Raw genomic sequence first — 17,954 nt, 5'->3', positions numbered from 1 at the left:
TCTCTGGTTGACGGTTTTGATTAATCTGCTGACCACACTGATCGAATATCCGGCCAACCCCAGTTAGTGAGAGCGACGTCTTCTAAAACACCCTGGAAACGCAGTGTCTGAGTATGGTGGAACATTGGTGCAATCCAGTATTCACTGACCAGTGTTGAGGCAATAGGCTCAAGCGCTTTGAGATAGCCTTCTAACGAAGTATAAGCGCGCACTTTTTCTAGTTGCTCATCTAACCAAGTCGCATTCTCCTCACCCAAAGTGTGGTGCAGTACGGCATTGCTGTAAAAATTGGTAAATGCCGATGCATGGCGGTTGTCATCCAAGTTAATGTTCGTCACCACCAAGGTTTCATCTAGCGTGCCGTTTTTTGCCTTTTCGCTTAGCTCTCGGTAGGAATACATCACAATGCCAACTTTGCTACCCGTCCCCTCTAATAGTTTGGCAATCGCGCGAGCACATCGACGTAATGCTGTGTAGTTGTAACCAGCGATGGTGATATGTTTGGGCAATTTGCTCTCTTCGCCAAACGGTCTTAATACTGGCTTCCACGTTGGTAACATGTTGTATGCGGGCACACTGCCAAACACGATCTTCTCTTTGCGCATAACATCAGCAAGTCGCTCTGGTTGAATCAATTCCGCAATATAACGACGCTGCGCTTGAGACAGAGGATACTTGGCATGTTGATTGAACAAGGTGAACAAACAGCCGTCCTCGGTGCGACTGTGCTGACTCGCGGGAGCTATCTCTGCATCTTGTGTCGACATGTAATGCCCGCACATGCTGTCGGCAGGCTCGTCGTCCGCTTTCTCTACCTGTTTGGGTGGAGTGTTTGCGGCTAGGGATGGGTTCTCCATTTTCTCATCATTGACGATCCAGATCGTCACCATGTCGGTTAACACTCGACAAGCGTAATAGCCGTCAAAAGCTTGCAGTTTTAATCGATGAGCACTGTGTTCAATCACAGAGAAAGGACCACTACCAATCACCAAGTTGTTGTTAGCCACGTTAACTTGGCTAACGGGTTGAATACCATATTTCACCCCAGAGATAAGCCCTGCAAAACTCAAATCTGGCTTGATCAGGGTAAACACCACTTTAAGAGGGTTTGGTGCGGTGATGTCGGTAACGTGAGCCAGCTCTTTCTGGTAATACTCCAATGAACTCAGTTTGGCAAATAGACTCACCACGGTATCAGCATCAATCGGCGCCCCATTATGAAACGTTAGACCGGGGCGAAGGTAAAATGTCCACTCAAAGTTCTTCTCATCGTAGCGCCAATGGTGGGCCAACTCTGGCTTTACCACACCGTTGTAGTCACTCGATACCAAACAACAATAGATTTGACGCAGAAAGAAGCGCTCACTGCTGCGGTGAAGTTGGTGAGGGACGATACGTTCAAACATACGCTTATAAGTCAGCTGGATATTGAGTCGACCTTCTTGAACCGATGCACCTGAAGTGGTTTTGAGCAAACGTCCAAATGCAGTTTCGTCTTCATCGAGAATCGCCAGCGCTTTTTCGTACTTACCCAGCTTAATGCGCTCCAAAGCTAAGCTCTCTTTTAGCGCGCTTAACTCTATGTTTAGGAGCAATGTCGAACGCTGATTGCGGCCCGCTTTTGGCTGCCAACTTAACCACATGAGCGCCTGCATTTGCGACAACAAGCTGCGCGCATGACGAGGAGAAGTGAACAGCAAATCCGCCACTTCCTGCAACGTGGTTTTGACTTCACTACCAACACCTAATGGTGTCAGTCGTTGGTAGTAGCGGAACAAGTTGAGATCAGACACTGCGCGCCCTCAAAAGTGGAGATAGGTTTATTTTACTCAACTTATCCAAGAGAAAATAAGAAAACTTCCGTTCACTTTGTTCCCCTTTTTGCCTACGCAAAGCCAAAAATCGAAGAGTTAGCTCCCCTTTCGAGCTTATTAGGAATAAACCACAGAAATCTACTCTCTTTTTCAGCTCCCCTTTTCTTCGCATACTGACCCTGTCAACACGAAGGAGGAAATATCATGCGAATCCATAAAAGACCTGCAAAAGCCTGGCCTAAAATGGCAGCTTATTTCCAACAGCGTATCACTCAATCAAAAAACAAGTTGGAAGTGATCGCGCTACTAAACATGAAAGAGTTATTGAATTGGTCATAACATAACTTACAACTCCAAGCAGAACTTAGCTCCTGATACTACACCCCCACTTCGTTGTATCTTTAAGTTCTGCTTTTTCATTTTTTTGTCTCCACTTTATTGTCCTAATAATGTAAATCCATTCAGCAGTTATCCATACCTACCCTCAGATTTTACATAGTGTCGATTCTATAGTTGCATCCTAAACTGAGCAGGCGTACACTTTATCGCAATTCGACGATTAACTATTAAGGCCAGCGAATGAGTGATAAATGCAACGACAAGTGCGAAGTTGCTTTTCAAACAACGCAACAACAGCTAGAGAAAGAACAAACTCTAGCAGCAAAAGCGAAAGCTTTATCCCATCCAGCACGTTTGCGCATTCTACATATCCTGCACACGCTCGATACCATGGGCGGTTGTTTGAACAGTGATTTAGTTTCTGAACTGGGTCTTGCACAATCTACTGTTTCTGAACACTTGCGTATTCTTAAGCAAGCAGGCTTTATCAGCGCTGAGCCAAATCCACCTAAGGTGTGTTACCGCATTCAACGCGATGCGTTTGATCAGTTCAATCTAGGATTTTCCAAGTTATTTGATTAATTGCCTTTGCACGCTGGTAAGGCGTGCAGAGATAAACTATACCTTTAATTATCGCCTTTCGACGATAAACGAATAAGAGAACACTATGACTACTCAAGTTTTAAATAGTGCCAGCGACAAAATGAGCTTCTTAGACCGTTACCTAACGGTGTGGATTTTTATCGCAATGGCAATCGGTGTAGGTATTGGCGCAGCATTCCCTCAAGTTGCAGAGTGGAACGAGTCAATGTCAGTCGGCAGCACGAACGTACCGCTCGCGATTGGTTTGATTTTGATGATGTACCCGCCGCTAGCAAAGGTGAACTACAACCTGCTAGGTACAGTGACGAAAGATAAAAAAGCGATCACACTATCTTTGGTCATGAACTGGATTGTCGGCCCTATTTTGATGTTCATCCTTGCATTGACTTTCCTAGGTGATCATCCGGGTTACATGGTTGGTATCATTCTAATCGGTCTTGCTCGTTGTATTGCTATGGTGCTTGTATGGAACGATATCGGTGGCGGTAACAAAGAATACGGCGCTGCTCTAGTTGCACTAAACAGTGCTTTCCAAATCGTGACTTACAGTGTGATGGCATGGTTGTTAATCACTGTCTTACCACCTGTCTTTGGTTACAAAGGTTTCGTGGTAGATATCTCGATGATGGACATCGCGGAAAGCGTTCTGATTTACCTTGGTATCCCATTCCTAGCGGGCTTCCTAAGTCGTAAATGGCTGGTCGCTGCGAAAGGTGAACAATGGTACAACGAAGTGTTCATCCCACGCATTTCACCAATTACGCTTATCGCCCTACTTGCGACCATCGTACTGATGTTCAGCTTGAAAGGTGAAATGATTCTTGAACTGCCAATGGATGTATTCCGTGTAGCAATTCCACTGGCTATCTACTTCGTATTGATGTTCTTTGTCAGCTTCTTCGTTGGTAAAAAAATGGGCATCGACTACGACAAAAATGCGTCGATTGCTTTTACCGCAACAGGCAACAACTTTGAACTGGCAATTGCGGTTTCCATCGCGGTGTTTGGCCTAAACTCAGACCAAGCTTTTGCTGGTGTCATTGGCCCACTGATCGAAGTACCTGTATTGATTGCTTTAGTGAACGTAGCACTCAAAATGAAGCAGAAATACTATAGATAACCAAAGGCTGTAATGATTTAGAAGCGCCCATCGGTAACGCGAAGGGCGCTAACTGACCAAGACAGTTTTGATATAGTCACTCGGAGTTAGTCCAAATTTACCTTTGAACCGTTGACTAAAACGCCCCTCAGATTGATAACCACAAAGGTGAGCCAACATCGCAACGTTGTAGTGACCATTTTGCATTAAATACAATGCGTGATTTAAGCGCACTTCTGCCAACACCTCTCGATACTGAGTCCCCTCTTGCTTGAGCTTACGAATCATAGTTGCGCGACTCATAGCAAAGCGCTCTGCCACTCCTTCTAATGAGTGCTCTTCACCTGGAGAATGCGACAAATAGCGGCTTAGCTTCTGACTGAATGTTGTGTTCGCACTCGTAAATAAGTGATGCAACACACCACGCTCGGCGAGTTGCTGGTATAAGCCCATTACCCAGAAGGTTTGTGTCTCTTTGCTCATAGTTTGTTGATCAAACGAAAACAACGCATTGAGGGTTTCTTCCAATGCTTTATCTGCTTCTAATGTTGGCGCTTCTTGCTCCTCTCCAACGCTTACGCTCAATTCAAGCATCACCTCTGTCGGCAAACAATGAAAGCTGAACATTCTCGAGAGAAACTTCCCTTTCTGGGGCAAATTCTCAAAACTTAGCGATGCAGAAGCTTCACAAAGCAGCAGCTTAGAATGAGAAAGATCTAACGCCGACTCCTTCCAGAAAAGGCGCTTACTCCCGGTGATGATCTGAATAATACTTGGGGAGTGAATCCTCACATTGCGTAGTTTCTGCAACTGTTCAGCTCGAAATATCGTAATTTGATATTGGTGACTCATCGACTCCCTCTCTTCTCTAAATGACGTTTAGCGTGTGTACGTCGCCGTCAGTTTTGCTTTGTCTAACGCCATGCTATTTAGTGTAAAACCGACCACTGCCGCTGGCGTATTTTCATCTAGGTTTAACTTATCGGTAGGCAACGCCCATACTGTGAACTGGTAACGGTGCATACCGTCCGCTTTTGGAGGACAAACACCACCAAAGCCTACAGTACCGTAATCAATACGAGACTCTTTACCACCCAATTTCTCAATGTTCACACCGCGTGGAAGTTCATTCACATTAGCAGGAATATTAAACGCAACCCAGTGCCAGAAACCACTGCCTGTTGGCGCATCCGGATCGTACGCGGTAATTGCAAAGCTCTTTGTGCCTGCCGGCACATCTTTCCACATCAGCTGTGGAGACTGGTTACCACCATCACAGCCCCAACTGTTGTACTCAAACGTTTTTGCCATTGGGTGGCCTTCTTGAATATCATTACTGGTTAACTCGAATGCTTGAGCTGACCCCACTGCCAATAAGCTTAATGCCAAAACCGATGTAGTGATTGCTTTCATGATGATGCTCCTATTTCTTAAGTTCGGGATAAGTGTATGCCCCAAAAGAAACCGCAACCTTTCATTAAGTATCAATCAAAACTATTTTAAGCTAAATAGTGATACTTTACGTAACATTTTCAAATTTGTGCTTATCGACGACTTATTTGGTGTACGCTCATTAGCCTAAAAGCAAACAAGGAAGCGCAAATGGAACTGGATATCTACGTGGTGGACGCCTTCACCGATACGCAATTCAAAGGCAACTCCGCCGCTGTCGTACCGCTAGAGGAATGGCTTGCGCCAGAGTTGATGCAAAATATCGCGACAGAAAACAACTTATCGGAAACGGCCTTTCTAAAACCTATTGGCGCAAACCGATATGAGATTCGTTGGTTCTCTCCTATTACCGAAATCGATTTCTGTGGGCATGCAACGTTAGCCTCTTCGTTAGTTCTATTTGACGAATTGGGCATTGAAGGTGCGATTGAATTCCACACCCTTGAAGTAGGGACACTCACCGTAGAGAAGAATGTGCACGGAAAAATCGAGATGACCTTCCCTTCTCGCCCACCAAAAGCCGTTTCTGACATTCCTTTGGCTTTGGTTGAAGGCTTAAGCTGCAAAGTAGAGCATGTTCTGCTAAGCCCTCAAGCATACTTTGTGATTGTGGACAGCAAACAAGAGGTACTTGATGTTCAATACCGTTCAGAACATCTCAAGACACTCGCACCTTACGCTGTGGTCGTCACCGCGAAAGGCGAACAGCAGGACTTCGTATCACGTTACTTTTGGCCAGCGAATGGCGGCGATGAAGATCCGGTGACTGGCTCGATTCACGCTGGACTAGTGCCTTTCTGGGCTGAAAAGTTGGGCAAAACATCACTGGTTGCTTATCAGGCTTCTCAGCGCGGAGGGATTTTGCACTGTGATATACATGGCGAACAAGTGAAGGTATCAGGCGATGGCGTGCTTTATATGAAAGGGAGAATTTTCGTTTAGTGCACAAGAGATGATCTTATTTTCATCTTAACTAATGCCGCACTTCTTTTCGTCCAATACGCACCCACCAGGGTGCGTATTTACCTCGAAGTTTAGCTGACCAAAGGCTCTGGTTTCTGGTAATAGATACTGCTTTCACCCTCTTGCTTCTTCTGCCAACGGTCTATCACCAATGTCGCAACCAAATCCCCCTCAACGTTGACTGCGGTGCGGAACGTATCCAACGGTCTTTCTATCACTAATAAAATAGCTATCGCTTCCAATGGAATGCCCGCAGCTAGTAGTACTAACTGCATACCCGACATGGAGCCCGAAGGCATGCCTGGCGCACCAACGGAAGAAACCATTGCCATAATGAAGATCATCACCAACCCTGTAGTGCTCAAATCCACCCCAAACAACTGTGCTAGGAAAATCGCAGCGACACCTTCAAATAGCGCGGTGCCATCCATATTCATTACAGAGCCGAGTGGCAATACCATGCTGCTGACTTCTGGTGAGACATCCAAATTGTCTTCCGCACTTTGCTTTGCAAGAGGCAGAGCTGCCGCACTTGAAGACGTTGCGAACGCCATGGCTAATGGTGCCGAAATCGCTTTGAACAGCGCAACTGGAGAGATCCCCGTCATTACCTTGGCAATCGTCGGTAGCACCACTAGCCCGTGCACCATCGTAAGCACAAACACCAGCAACGCAAACAACGCGAGTTGCTGAATCAGATTCCCACTTGAGGTCAGCGTGATATCAAACACGATCGCGAAAATAGCTATTGGCGACAGCTTAACGATGCCTCGAATCATGGTGTTGACGCTTTTGTTTAGCCCTGAAATCACCGCTAGCAACGGATGACCAGATGGAACAGAAAGCAAAATCGCAACGCCTGCCATAAAGGAGAAGACCACGATCGCCAGTAAGTTACCATTCGCCAGTGCAGCAAATGGATTCACCATCGCCATCTTAACGAGATTGGTCAATATTGCGGCACCACCTGCCCCTTGCTCGTCAATCAAACGAACATCACTGCCCACAGAAATAGCTTGGCTAAGTGGCTCCCAAGCAGGCAATGCTAACGACGCACCAAGTCCTAAACTAATGGCAATTAAGGTGGTGAAACTGTAGAAAAGCAGTGTTCGCCCACCCAGAGCTTTAAGACGAACGGTTGAACCAATATTGGTGATGCCTTCGACAAGAGAAAACAGCACCATCAAACCCACCACCATTTTCAGTAAGCCGAGATAGACCGTTTTGCCCAACATTAAAATTTGGTAGTAATCACTCGACAGTAAAAGCGATTTGTCTGCCACCCCATGCTCAACAAGAAGAAGGACAGCTTGAGCCCCACTCCACGCAAGTACGGCAGAAATAAGAAGTTGAACGGGCAAAGAGAGTTGCAAATGACGCATAAAAAACACCTAGCGCCACAAATCCTGATGACTTTGGCGCTCGATAAAAATGAAAAAATGGAAGCGAAGAATAACTACTTGGATTAAGACCAAGAGCCTTTGTAGTATGGGTTCAATAAACCTTTTACCCGTTTAAGCACCACCAAAGCTGACACGCGGAACCAACCGAAAATAACGCGCTGATGCAGCCTAAAGATCGTGTCGTACAAACGGCGAACGTAGCGTCCACGCAATACGACTTTGTCATTCATCAATGCGCCAACCGCGTAGTCATGCCCAAGCGCGACGACCATCCCACCATCTTTGAATACAAACGGTTTTAACTCTTTGCCTTTCACCAAGCGTTTAAGTTGCTTCGCTAGGTGTGCAGCAGCTTGGTTGGCGGCTTGCGCTCGTGGCGGCACGACGCTTCCATCTTCTTGTGGGCATTCGGCACTATCACCAATAACAAACACGTTTTCATCCAGAGTGGTTCGCAGCGTCGGCAGCACTTTAAGTTGGTTAATGCGGTTACTTTCTAGACCATCAAGGTTCGCTAACCAATCCGGGCATCGAATCCCTGCCGCCCAAATTTGCAGATCGGCAGGAATGATTTCATTTTCCGTCACGATACGGTCTGCTTCTGCACGCTGAACTTTTGTGTTTAAACGAACGTTAACGCCCTGCTTTTGTAGCTTCTTAAGTACCTTGGCAGACATGCACTCAGCACTTGCAGGTAACACACGATCTGCCGCTTCGATGAGCGTAATGGAAAGTTGAGTATCATTTTGATAGCGGTTTAACTGCTTGCTGACTTTCGCCCATTCGGCCGCCAGCTCAACGCCGGTCGCACCAGCACCCACGATAGAAACACGATGCGAACCACCGCTTGCCAGCATCTGCTTCATCTGTTCCCACGCTTTTTCTGCTTGAGAAGCGGAATCTAAGAATAAGCAATGATCGCTTACCCCCGGGATTTTGAAATCGTTACTGATCGCACCAACGGCAATCACGAGGTAATCGTATTTCAACGTTTGTTCAGGCGACAGTTCAGAACTCACCGTAATGGTTTTTTCTGCTCGGTTTAAACCAGACATTCGAGCTTGAACATACTGGTAGCCGTGACAAGCAGCATGAAGACGAAACGCAACAGAATCAAGCTCATTATCAAACGTGCCCGCCGCAATCTCATGCAGTCTTGGTTTCCATAAGTGATGAGAAGATGGCTCAACCAAAGTAACGGTATGATCAGATTTGCCTGCAAAACTGCTCGCTAAGCGCGTGACCATTTCTAGACCCGCAGCACCACCACCGACAACAACAAAGTTCGACATACTCCCCTCCCGGAAACCATCCATCGAAAGATAAAAATCAAAAACGCAGCAAATACGTTTGGAATGGCGGGCATTATATTGGGTTGAAAATAAATGATAATAAGCGGAAAAAGAAAATGACTATTACGAATTTGTAAAAATCCAAACCCAATGCGAAAAACAAAAAGCCACCACTTTTCAGTGATGGCTTTGTTTCATGGATATTGCTTTAGCTTGATTAGCGAGGATCAAGACCTAGCTTTTGTAGCACCAGTTTGAAGTTCTCGCGGCGCTCTTTCACGTTGTGAACATCACCTGTCGAACACGTCAGATCCGGACAGCCACGGTTAACGATGCCTGAAACGTCATCGATAAATTGAGAGCCTTGCAGACCACTATCTACGTACTTCTTCAGCTCGTTGTGGTAGTTCCAATCCGCGTACTGACCGCCTTCATCGTTGTATGCCTGAACTGACGTTACCCAGTAGAACAGACCTGCAATCCACTTGATCTCTTTGTTCTCTTCCGAGCTACAAATCAGACCTGGGTTAGAACAGAAGTCTAACTCAGCATAAAGTGGGTTCGCCGGTGGCGCTTCTACCGTTACGCCATCAATTGTCTTACCAATGGTTGATGGATCAACGTGCGAGCGGCCTAGGTAGTGGTTAAGTGTACCGAAGTTCTGACGACCTGTAGTTTGGATAACACCACGCCCCCACCAGCCACAGCCTTCAACGCTTTCTTGGCTGCTGCCGTCCCAAATGAACTTACCTGCTTTCTGACCCACGTAAGTCTTACACTCGTCGCGTTCCCACACTTGCTTAGACGTATCAACGCTTTCTGGAACGTCGTTACAGTGACCGTTGTTTGTCCAGCGACCTGCCGCTCCGTTCACCAATAGACCGCGCTCTTCAAGTACTGCATCAGGTGCTGCAAAGACTGGAGCTGGTGCGCCATACCATTTCGCATGAGTCAACGCACTGACTTCCATTTTGTCATCACGAGGACAAGAGTACGCATGGTCCAAACCAGAGACTGGGTTTACACCGTAATCTGCGTATTTCTGACCCAATTGACCACAACTTGCTGTCATTGGGTAATCTGCTGGCGCGCCGTACTTCACTTCAGACCAGTTGTTTTCATCACACGCGTTGTAGCGGATGGTCTCTTGCATACTTTGCGCAAGGAACGCAGCAATCGCAACTTTCGCGTATTTAATATTGGTTGCGTCATCAACTTCATCGTTCATCAACCAGAACTTGTTGCCCGCTACACCAATGTTGTGCATTGCATTCAAGCCATCGAGGAAGTCGTTCCACTTGTAAACCGTTGACGGAACCCACTGAGACTGTGGCGTTTCGTATAGGAAGGCTTCGTTATCCATCACGCTTTCAGCATTTGCTAACTCTTGGTTTAGCGCTTCAATGCGAGTCAATGAACCTTTCTCTAACTCTTCACCTACGTAGTACAATGGCACTTTCGCCGTTTGGTAAAGCTCAATTTTGCTGGTTAGGGTTTGAGAGTCGTGATCAAACATCAATGCAAACACGTTGCTGTACGCCGCTTTACGGATTTGCTGATCGGTTTGCGTGTTACCCATGAAGTAGTTTGCGGTTTGCTCTGTCGGCATGCTCGCTAGCATTGCTGGCGCTTCAACGTAATCTGTTACCTGTTTTACGTACTCAAGTGAGTGGTGCCACTGCTCACTAGTTAGCGCAGCGGTAGCGTTTGATTTGGTAAACGCCACAAAGTCAGCTTTGTTCGCAGCATCTGCTTTGTAAAGCTCGAAGCTATCAAGTAAATCGGCCGTGAAAACGGACGCTTCATCCCATACAGACTGACGACCAGAGTGGGTATCGTAAGCAAACTCCCCAATGCTTAGTGACCAACCGAATGACGCTTGTGGCGCAAGGGTTGTGAAGATTAAGTTGTACGCATGTGCCCAGCCTTTGACGTCATCGCTCAGTGCGTTGATCGCATCAATATCAATACGGCTACCCGTGATATCAATGGCATTCGTCAGTGCTTGTTTAACTGCAACGGCACCAAACGATGCACCTTTGTCTTGCGTAGCAAGATCCAGAACATCCGATTGAATCACGATAGATGCTGTACCCGCGCTCTCTGCTTGTTCGATAGCCGACACAAACGAACGTGTAAGCTGCTCTAGGTCTGTGAGCGCATCACTGCTGCTTGCTGCGATAGTGAGCGTGCTTGGTGCTTGAGTGGATGGGCTCGCCACTACGAAAGTGTTTGGCCAACCTGCCACTTCTAGACGCACTGGGTCCATTGGGTTGCGCAATGATAGCGCTGGCGCTGTACCCGGCTCAGTACCATCACAGTTTAGATGTAATGACCATGAGCTATCGCTGCCAGGAACAGATTGCGTCCAGTACACCGCTGAATAAGCAATGTTCTTATGAACCATAATGTCGCCGCCTGTTGCGTGATCACCACGAGTCCAATCTGGGTACACATTAAAGTCAGCACACAGTCCACCTGTTGGTGGAGGTGTCGGTGTTTCTACTTTTTCAACTGTGATGTTCACACGTGCTGTCGCCGTTAGGTTCTCAGCATCTGTCGCGACCGCTTCTAGTTCAACTGCACCGACTTCTGACGCCGTCCAGTTACAAGAGAACTGGTTTGTTGTTGATGCGTTGAAATCACAGATTTGCTTGTTGTTTGCTTTCACGATAACGCGAGACAAATCGTCATCAGCATCCGTAGCACGAACAGAAATCGACACCGCCTCGCCTTTTTCAAACTTAGAACCGTTCGAAGGCGAAGAGAAGCTCACTTCTGGCTTAACAAAGCTTGGGGCTGCTTCAACTGCAACTGCGATTCTGCGTTGCTCGACCATTTGATTGTTCTGATCGAGAACCACCACTTTAAGTGTCGCATTGCCCACTTCATTTGGTGTCCAAGATTGAGAATACGTCGTTTGACCTGCAGCGATGTTACGTTGACCTAGCTTGCGGTCATTTGCCCAGAACTCTAATTTAGAGATCAATTCACCATCAACACGCGCTTTAATAGTCGTTGCCTGACCCACCATCAATGTTTGACCTTGTGTAGGTGCAACAAACGTCAGCTCATGTACTTCAGGTACCACTGGTGGCTCAACTGGCTTCTCTTTTACCGAAATGCTGACCGTTTGTTGCTGGGTTAAACCTGAGGTGTCTTCCACTACAGCTTTGATCGCGTGAGTGCCTGCGCCATCAGAAGTCCAACTCGCTTGGAATGGAGCTTGTGTTACACGAGCCACTTGTTCGTTGTCGACAAAGAAAGTCACAGCTTTAACGCTGGTGTTGGTTGCCGTAACGTTCGCTAGCATAGCAACCGCTTGACCTTCTTCAAACTCAGCACCGTTCACTGGCGAAGCTAATTGAAGAGAAATTTCTGGTTCACCTACTTCACCTTCGTCATCAGCAATGAGACGAATGGTATTTTGAAGCAGATTCAGATCCAATACGCCGCTCACACCCAGAGTTAGCTCAATACGCTCACCTGCTGGAAGTTGTGATTTCACCCAGCTACCGCTATCAAAAGCCAACGCGAGCGTGTTCTTGAAGACGTTGCCTTGTACGTCGCTGGTGAACTTCATGCCCGGGTAGCTGATGCCAGTCGCAGACCAAGATGGTGCCGACATTGATAGGTTTGAATCAAACGTGACTTTCGCATCACGTAGTTCAACCGGCTTTGAACCGTCGTTCGTTAGGATCACTTTGTAAGTGTTCCACCACTGGCTTTCTGAGCCGACGATAGTTGCGTCTGTGATCACTCCTGCCTGTGCAGTAGGTAACCCCATGCCGATCGCCAATGCTAAAACACTTGGCATGAACGCTAGCGTATTCTTTCTCATAATTAAGGACTTATACAAACAACAATAAAAAGGAAAGGCATTATAGAGTGGGACTTTTTTCGCGCCGCAGCGGACAGATGTAACTAAATGCAACTCAACTTACAGGTGTAAAAGTGCCAAAAATAAAGCGTCTTTTCGCGTCAATTTGACGACATTTCGTACGCAATCGGTAAGCAAACAAAAAACTGGGACTCTAGTTCAAAATTAAGAAAGTGTGCGCCGGATAAAACAAATCTATTTTCTTGTCACCATCAAGTTAGTGATTTGCATTTCACTCTCTTTTTTGCATCAAAAAATCAATAAGTTACAAGATAAAAACACTTGAAATACTTAGTTACATGTTAGCGAAAAAAGCGCCAATAAAAGCTGACATCATACCCGAAAAGATTGGTAGTTCTTGGCCCAAAAGATCCCCTTCACATTTATGAAATCAAGAGAGGAAAATACGGCACATGAATGATCACACCATAAAAACGATAAGTATAACTTTGCAACAAAACGTCAATATCCGGATTGAAGCACGGTTTCAGATTGAATATTCGATGATAATGAGATGCATTGGATCGGTTTGAATCCAAGTCAGCCCAAAATAAAATATGGAGAGTGTTATATGTCTTTACGTTTAGTAGCAGCAACCTTTGCACTAGTAGGAATGAGCTTTGGCGCACAAGCAAGCGCAGAGTGTGAAGTGTCTATCGATGCAAACGATATGATGCAGTTTTCGACCAAAACGTTAAGTGTTCCAGCAACGTGTAAAGAAGTAAAACTGACGCTGAACCACACTGGTAAAATGCCAGCACAATCAATGGGTCATAACGTGGTGATAGCTGATACAGCAAACCTTCAGGCAGTGGGTACAGAAGGCATGTCTGCAGGTCTTGAGAACAGCTACGTAAAACCTAACGATGACCGTGTTTACGCGTTTACCAAAGTGATTGGTGGTGGCGAAAGCACTTCTATCACATTCAGCACAGAGAAGATGACTCCGGGAGGTGATTACTCATTCTTCTGTTCTTTCCCTGGTCACTGGGCAATCATGCAGGGTAAGTTTGAGTTCAAATAACAGTACAAAATGCAAAAAGGAAGCAATACGCTTCCTTTTATTTTAAATAGATTGTTCCGGGAGAATATCTTTCAATGGCGCAGGGCGAGCAAAAAAGTAACCTTGGACCTTGTCCACTCCACATCCCTTGACAAAATCGTACTCTTGCTGGGTTTCTACCCCCTCAGCAACCACCTCACAATGGGTAATTCGTCCAAGCTTGGCTACTAACTCATAAAGATCCCGACCTTTTTGGTCAGTTGCATCTAACAATAATGAGCGATCAAGTTTAATCTTGTCGAAAGGATACTTCAGCAAATGAGGAAACGATGCGTAACCGGTGCCAAAGTCATCCATAGCAATCCTAATACCTTTTGCCTGCAGCGCTTCCATCGTTCTAATTAGGAATACTTTATTACTCAAAATCGCTTCTTCAGTAATCTCAATTTCTAGCCATTCTGGTTCGATTCCATAGTGAGTTAAGCGAGAGAGTAGATGTGGTACAAACTCTTCTTGTTCAATAGTCGCCACTGCGATATTAATCGCGATGCGACGTTCTTTTGATAATGACATTTTCTGCATGTCAGCCAGTACTCTCTCTATCACTAACTTGTCGAGCAATGGCATAGAATTAAGCATTTGAAAATCACTAACAAACGTTGGTGGACACAACTTCCCATCTTTATCGATATAACGTAGTAGCGCTTCATAAGAGAATACGTTCACATCTTTTGTAGACTGCAGTTTCTGGTAAAACATGACCAGTTCGCCTTCACGTAAAATGGTTGTTAAACGCTTCTGAGCGGTAGATTTACTGATACTTGTCTTATTGGAATCCCTGACATTGTTTAGCAGCGTTTTAAAAATCGAGCGTTCAATACCAGTATACGTCGCATTTGCGCGAAACTGAGCTGAATACTTTCCTGCATACGCCAAGTAAAATGGCCGATAGATGAAAACGCCAACAAGAATGACAACCGCCTGCAGAATCGACCCTTCAAGTTGATTTCCCATCGCCATATAACCGCTGAACAGAGGAGGCGTCATCCAGTTTACGATGTTCTCAACTGGAGGCACAATGCCAGAGGCTATACATGAGTATGTGATGACAAAGCTCACCAATGGAACCGTTACAAAAGGGATGATCAGCAGCGGGTTAAAAATAATAGGTAACCCAAATAGCAACACTTCGTTGATATTAAATATAACCAAAGGCGTTGCAGCTAGTGCGAGCATCAGATGATTGCGCTCTCTGGCAAACATCAATACACATATAAGTAGGCTAATGCTGTTACCCGAACCACCCATAGACATAAACGCATCGTAGAAACCTTGGCTAATCACATTTAGTGACGCCTCTCCACCTTTCCAAGCAATCATATTCGCTTCAGTCGCTGCAAATATCTGCTGCTTAATGGCGAACAATAGGTTGTGCCCATTAATGCCAATGGAACCCAGTAGCCCCAAAACAGTTTGATAAATCAGGCCGCCTTGTAACGTCAGCGGATCGACTCCAATCTCACGAATAGCACTACCAAACATTGACATAACGATTGCCGTCAAGTTGGACACAACTAACGCAATCAATACAAATAGGAAGAAATGTACTACGTGCTTGAGCAAACGAGACGAAAAATCTAGCGCTTGCGGCTCCAGCAAACGTATCTTAAAAGCAATGCAGTATAGATAAGTAATCGTTGCACTCAGCAGAGCGAGTAATGGGTTGTTAGGCAACATATATGTTGCTGATAAGCTGCCGTTTTCTAGCGAAATCAAGTAAAACATGATCAACGAATAGATGATGAATACCGCACTAGAGACATTGGTTTTATGCGAAAGGTAGTAGCCAGCAACAACACAAAAAGCACTAGGATATAGATTTATCAGAATATCGGAGACATGGAAAAGTAGTTGAGACAGTTCTCCCCATCCGCTAAGACGGAAAGCATGTCCTAGAAATATCGCCAATGCATTAGACAAAATCAAAGGGAGAAGCAGTAGCGCAATCGAAGCTAAATCCGTTAAGTAGGACTTAAATTCGGAACTCCAAGAGGTAGAGATAACCGACATACGTTGAATTAATCGCGTACACATCTTTGTACTTTTTAGCATTAACGAGTTCTTTTACTGATAGGACCAAATGACAAGTCAAAATAAGATTCGACCAATTGAAGCGCATTTACTTAAGCTGATAAGCATCGCTCCCACCTAAAGCCAAAGTGAGATTAAGATCAAAATATCAATTAGTAATTATTGACTTAATAAGTAAAGCGAATCTCGTGCGTAATTTAGCGATAATATGCGCCTTGATCCATTAAGATTATTTGTCGTAACGACAAATAAAAAGAAACCCCGCATTTATAGCGGGGTTGCTGTTATTCCGTATCAACATTTAGCCAGAGAGCGGGACTGGGACGTGCTGCTCATATAGCTCCATAAAGTCTTTACGAATCAGGTGCTCTAGATGGTTTGCTTTATCTGTAGGGCAGAAAATCATGATATGTACGATTTGCTCACCATTAATATTGCTGGCGATATGAACATGTGGCTCTGATCCCGGCAAGTCGACACCTGCATGCTTTTCTATCATCGCATTATAGCGGTGCGCAACGTCAGCGAAGTAGCTACAGTGTTCATCAATTTTATCGGTTAGTAGCGGTAAAATCGGGTATAAGTTAACAAAGTCTTTTACCACTACTGAAAAGTTGTGGTAGACGTAGCGCTTCATAAAGTTGAGGTTTTTTACTGGATAAGTGAAAAACATACTGTTAGGCAGCGTAGCGGTTTTACCCGTGTAGTGATATTGCCCATGATGTAGATCGATTTCTTGAATCACCGTCGCCATCATATTGTGTTCAATCACTTCACCACATAGCTTACCAACTTCAATCCAGTCACCTATACGAAACGAGCGCGAGCTTGCGCGTTGAATTGAACCAGTGAAACATAAAATGATCTCTTTAGAGGCAACAACAATAGCAACAGCTATGGCTGTCACACTGAGGGCAAATTCACTAATTTCAGACTGCCATAGGATAAACAAAATTATCAGAGTGATCGCAAAGGTGCCGTTCTTGGTTCTCGACATCCAACTACGTTGTTCCTCTGTGATAAAAGCATCATCACCACGTATTCTTGAAAGAACAAACCGACGTAGCAAAATAACAAACAGCAATATGATTGCCGTGAACAATAGTTTGTGAGTGAGAAGAAAATCGACGACTAACTGTACCTTCTCCATTCCTCGCTCCCTGTATGGCCTAGATAAATTAACCTCTTAGATTAGAGGTCCAGTTGTAAGAAAGTAACCTTATCAATTTCCTAACCAATTGTCCTAGTTTGGAGCAGTTAAATGGGAGGACTAAGGGAAAAGATACTCTAGGAACCGTCTTTGCCCTAGTTGAGCGACCTCAATTTGGCAGAAGTAATAAACTCACCAAAGCTTTCGCACCATACAATCACAGAGTTGTATTTATCTGAATCTATCGGCTGACTTAAAGGGATGATAAAGCGGTCGAACGTTTTTACATCCCCAAGTTTTACCATCTCTGATTTCCATTTAGCAAAGTCTGCTTCAGTTTCTACATATTGTGGTGATAAGTAGAGTTTGTAATCTGGCCCCGGAGCAAGCTCTCCTTCAAAAAAGACTTGAGTTCCTGTCACAGTAATCACGCCTTCTCCCCAATGGAAGAAATCACTGTCCTTTCGAGCTTTATCAAACCTTCCTTGAAGAACATATTGTTGAATGTCTGAAGACAATTTCGGAATTTCTGGGGATTCTGGTTGAATGAGTATTGGTAATGCATAGACACCTAGAGCAAACCCAAGCGCTATACAACTAATATGCGTAATAAAAGATAATACTGTCTTCATTCTTGCTCTCTCCGTTTTTAGCTACCAACTTTAATTTATAAATCAATCATTAACCACCGTAAAGACCGTAAATGTTTTTTTATCTAGATCACAAATAGCAAACCAATCGCACCATTGTAAGCAATATTTATTGTATCAACCTCGCACTTTACAGAACGACATATTAAAATTACACATAGAACTTCACTGCGTCCATCGCATAACAAACATATATCCAAGTAACCTCGAAGGGC

14 protein-coding genes are annotated in these 17,954 nt (G+C 45.1%); 5 read left to right on the top strand and 9 right to left on the bottom strand.

Annotation, left to right across the window (positions count from 1 at the left end; genetic code table 11):
• Nucleotides 1-20: 20 nt before the first annotated feature.
• The gene (locus ACTS60_RS07450; RefSeq protein ID WP_440887724.1) at nt 21-1,793 is read right to left on the bottom strand and encodes an SgrR family transcriptional regulator; all 1,773 of its coding nucleotides are present in this window, start codon (nt 1,791-1,793) and stop codon (nt 21-23) included.
• 225 nt (nt 1,794-2,018) lie between these two features.
• Between ACTS60_RS07450 and ACTS60_RS07445 the strand changes: the two genes are divergently transcribed.
• The 3 genes from ACTS60_RS07445 (at nt 2,019) to arsB (ending at nt 3,876) form a co-directional block, all read left to right on the top strand.
• On the top strand, nt 2,019-2,153 hold the full coding sequence (locus tag ACTS60_RS07445; RefSeq protein ID WP_440887723.1) for a hypothetical protein: 135 nt from the start codon (nt 2,019-2,021) through the stop codon (nt 2,151-2,153).
• 240 nt (nt 2,154-2,393) lie between these two features.
• Nucleotides 2,394-2,735 (top strand): ArsR/SmtB family transcription factor, encoded by a 342-nt coding sequence (locus tag ACTS60_RS07440; protein WP_440887722.1) that lies wholly within the window; start codon nt 2,394-2,396, stop codon nt 2,733-2,735.
• An 85-nt stretch (nt 2,736-2,820) separates the two neighbouring features.
• A complete protein-coding gene (gene arsB, locus ACTS60_RS07435; protein ID WP_440887721.1) occupies nt 2,821-3,876 on the top strand; it encodes an ACR3 family arsenite efflux transporter in 1,056 nt (351 codons plus the stop codon).
• A 48-nt stretch (nt 3,877-3,924) separates the two neighbouring features.
• Here the strand turns inward: arsB and ACTS60_RS07430 are convergent, their stop codons facing one another.
• Both ACTS60_RS07430 and ACTS60_RS07425 read right to left on the bottom strand, forming a co-directional pair.
• On the bottom strand, nt 3,925-4,707 hold the full coding sequence (locus ACTS60_RS07430) for a helix-turn-helix transcriptional regulator (protein WP_282066329.1): 783 nt from the start codon (nt 4,705-4,707) through the stop codon (nt 3,925-3,927).
• Nucleotides 4,708-4,734: 27 nt separating this feature from the next.
• Nucleotides 4,735-5,268: a YbhB/YbcL family Raf kinase inhibitor-like protein gene (locus ACTS60_RS07425; protein ID WP_010451124.1), complete on the bottom strand. Its 534-nt coding sequence runs from the start codon at nt 5,266-5,268 to the stop codon at nt 4,735-4,737.
• 189 nt (nt 5,269-5,457) lie between these two features.
• Between ACTS60_RS07425 and ACTS60_RS07420 the strand changes: the two genes are divergently transcribed.
• Nucleotides 5,458-6,249: a PhzF family phenazine biosynthesis protein gene (locus ACTS60_RS07420; RefSeq protein WP_440887720.1), complete on the top strand. Its 792-nt coding sequence runs from the start codon at nt 5,458-5,460 to the stop codon at nt 6,247-6,249.
• 92 nt (nt 6,250-6,341) lie between these two features.
• Here the strand turns inward: ACTS60_RS07420 and ACTS60_RS07415 are convergent, their stop codons facing one another.
• The 3 genes from ACTS60_RS07415 to ACTS60_RS07405 form a co-directional block, all read right to left on the bottom strand.
• Nucleotides 6,342-7,652 (bottom strand): dicarboxylate/amino acid:cation symporter, encoded by a 1,311-nt coding sequence (locus ACTS60_RS07415; protein ID WP_440887719.1) that lies wholly within the window; start codon nt 7,650-7,652, stop codon nt 6,342-6,344.
• A gap of 83 nt (nt 7,653-7,735) precedes the next feature.
• Nucleotides 7,736-8,965, bottom strand: coding sequence for an NAD(P)/FAD-dependent oxidoreductase (locus ACTS60_RS07410; protein ID WP_407833779.1), 1,230 nt, complete (start codon nt 8,963-8,965; stop codon nt 7,736-7,738).
• 217 nt (nt 8,966-9,182) lie between these two features.
• The gene (locus ACTS60_RS07405) at nt 9,183-12,806 is read right to left on the bottom strand and encodes an Ig-like domain-containing protein (RefSeq protein ID WP_440887718.1); all 3,624 of its coding nucleotides are present in this window, start codon (nt 12,804-12,806) and stop codon (nt 9,183-9,185) included.
• 610 nt (nt 12,807-13,416) lie between these two features.
• Between ACTS60_RS07405 and azu the strand changes: the two genes are divergently transcribed.
• Nucleotides 13,417-13,869, top strand: coding sequence for an azurin (gene azu / locus ACTS60_RS07400; protein ID WP_440887717.1), 453 nt, complete (start codon nt 13,417-13,419; stop codon nt 13,867-13,869).
• A gap of 42 nt (nt 13,870-13,911) precedes the next feature.
• On the opposite strand, the gene ACTS60_RS07395 is transcribed toward azu, so the two are convergent.
• The 3 genes from ACTS60_RS07395 to ACTS60_RS07385 form a co-directional block, all read right to left on the bottom strand.
• Complete coding sequence (locus ACTS60_RS07395; RefSeq protein ID WP_440887810.1) at nt 13,912-15,942, bottom strand: EAL domain-containing protein; 2,031 nt, start codon at nt 15,940-15,942, stop codon at nt 13,912-13,914.
• Nucleotides 15,943-16,240: 298 nt separating this feature from the next.
• Nucleotides 16,241-17,089 carry a mechanosensitive ion channel family protein gene (locus ACTS60_RS07390; RefSeq protein ID WP_440887716.1) on the bottom strand — a complete coding sequence of 283 codons (849 nt, stop codon included), beginning with the start codon at nt 17,087-17,089 and terminating at the stop codon, nt 16,241-16,243.
• Nucleotides 17,090-17,244: 155 nt separating this feature from the next.
• Complete coding sequence (locus ACTS60_RS07385; protein ID WP_440887715.1) at nt 17,245-17,721, bottom strand: DM13 domain-containing protein; 477 nt, start codon at nt 17,719-17,721, stop codon at nt 17,245-17,247.
• Nucleotides 17,722-17,954: the final 233 nt, after the last annotated feature.

This window comes from Vibrio sp. WZ-1, from assembly GCF_052037695.1.
Taxonomy (GTDB): domain Bacteria; phylum Pseudomonadota; class Gammaproteobacteria; order Enterobacterales; family Vibrionaceae; genus Vibrio.
Note: the sequence above shows the minus strand (reverse complement) of the source record. Positions and strands in the feature narration are given on the sequence as shown.

Coding starts and splice junctions, on each gene's coding strand:
- ACTS60_RS07415 (WP_440887719.1), bottom strand. CDS start 7,652: ATGCGTCATTTGCAACTCTCTTTGCCCGTTCAACTTCTTATTTCTGCC.
- ACTS60_RS07390 (WP_440887716.1), bottom strand. CDS start 17,089: ATGGAGAAGGTACAGTTAGTCGTCGATTTTCTTCTCACTCACAAACTA.
- arsB (WP_440887721.1), top strand. CDS start 2,821: ATGACTACTCAAGTTTTAAATAGTGCCAGCGACAAAATGAGCTTCTTA.
- ACTS60_RS07430 (WP_282066329.1), bottom strand. CDS start 4,707: ATGAGTCACCAATATCAAATTACGATATTTCGAGCTGAACAGTTGCAG.
- ACTS60_RS07420 (WP_440887720.1), top strand. CDS start 5,458: ATGGAACTGGATATCTACGTGGTGGACGCCTTCACCGATACGCAATTC.
- ACTS60_RS07445 (WP_440887723.1), top strand. CDS start 2,019: ATGCGAATCCATAAAAGACCTGCAAAAGCCTGGCCTAAAATGGCAGCT.
- ACTS60_RS07410 (WP_407833779.1), bottom strand. CDS start 8,965: ATGTCGAACTTTGTTGTTGTCGGTGGTGGTGCTGCGGGTCTAGAAATG.
- ACTS60_RS07385 (WP_440887715.1), bottom strand. CDS start 17,721: ATGAAGACAGTATTATCTTTTATTACGCATATTAGTTGTATAGCGCTT.
- ACTS60_RS07440 (WP_440887722.1), top strand. CDS start 2,394: ATGAGTGATAAATGCAACGACAAGTGCGAAGTTGCTTTTCAAACAACG.
- ACTS60_RS07425 (WP_010451124.1), bottom strand. CDS start 5,268: ATGAAAGCAATCACTACATCGGTTTTGGCATTAAGCTTATTGGCAGTG.
- azu (WP_440887717.1), top strand. CDS start 13,417: ATGTCTTTACGTTTAGTAGCAGCAACCTTTGCACTAGTAGGAATGAGC.
- ACTS60_RS07395 (WP_440887810.1), bottom strand. CDS start 15,942: ATGTGTACGCGATTAATTCAACGTATGTCGGTTATCTCTACCTCTTGG.
- ACTS60_RS07405 (WP_440887718.1), bottom strand. CDS start 12,806: ATGAGAAAGAATACGCTAGCGTTCATGCCAAGTGTTTTAGCATTGGCG.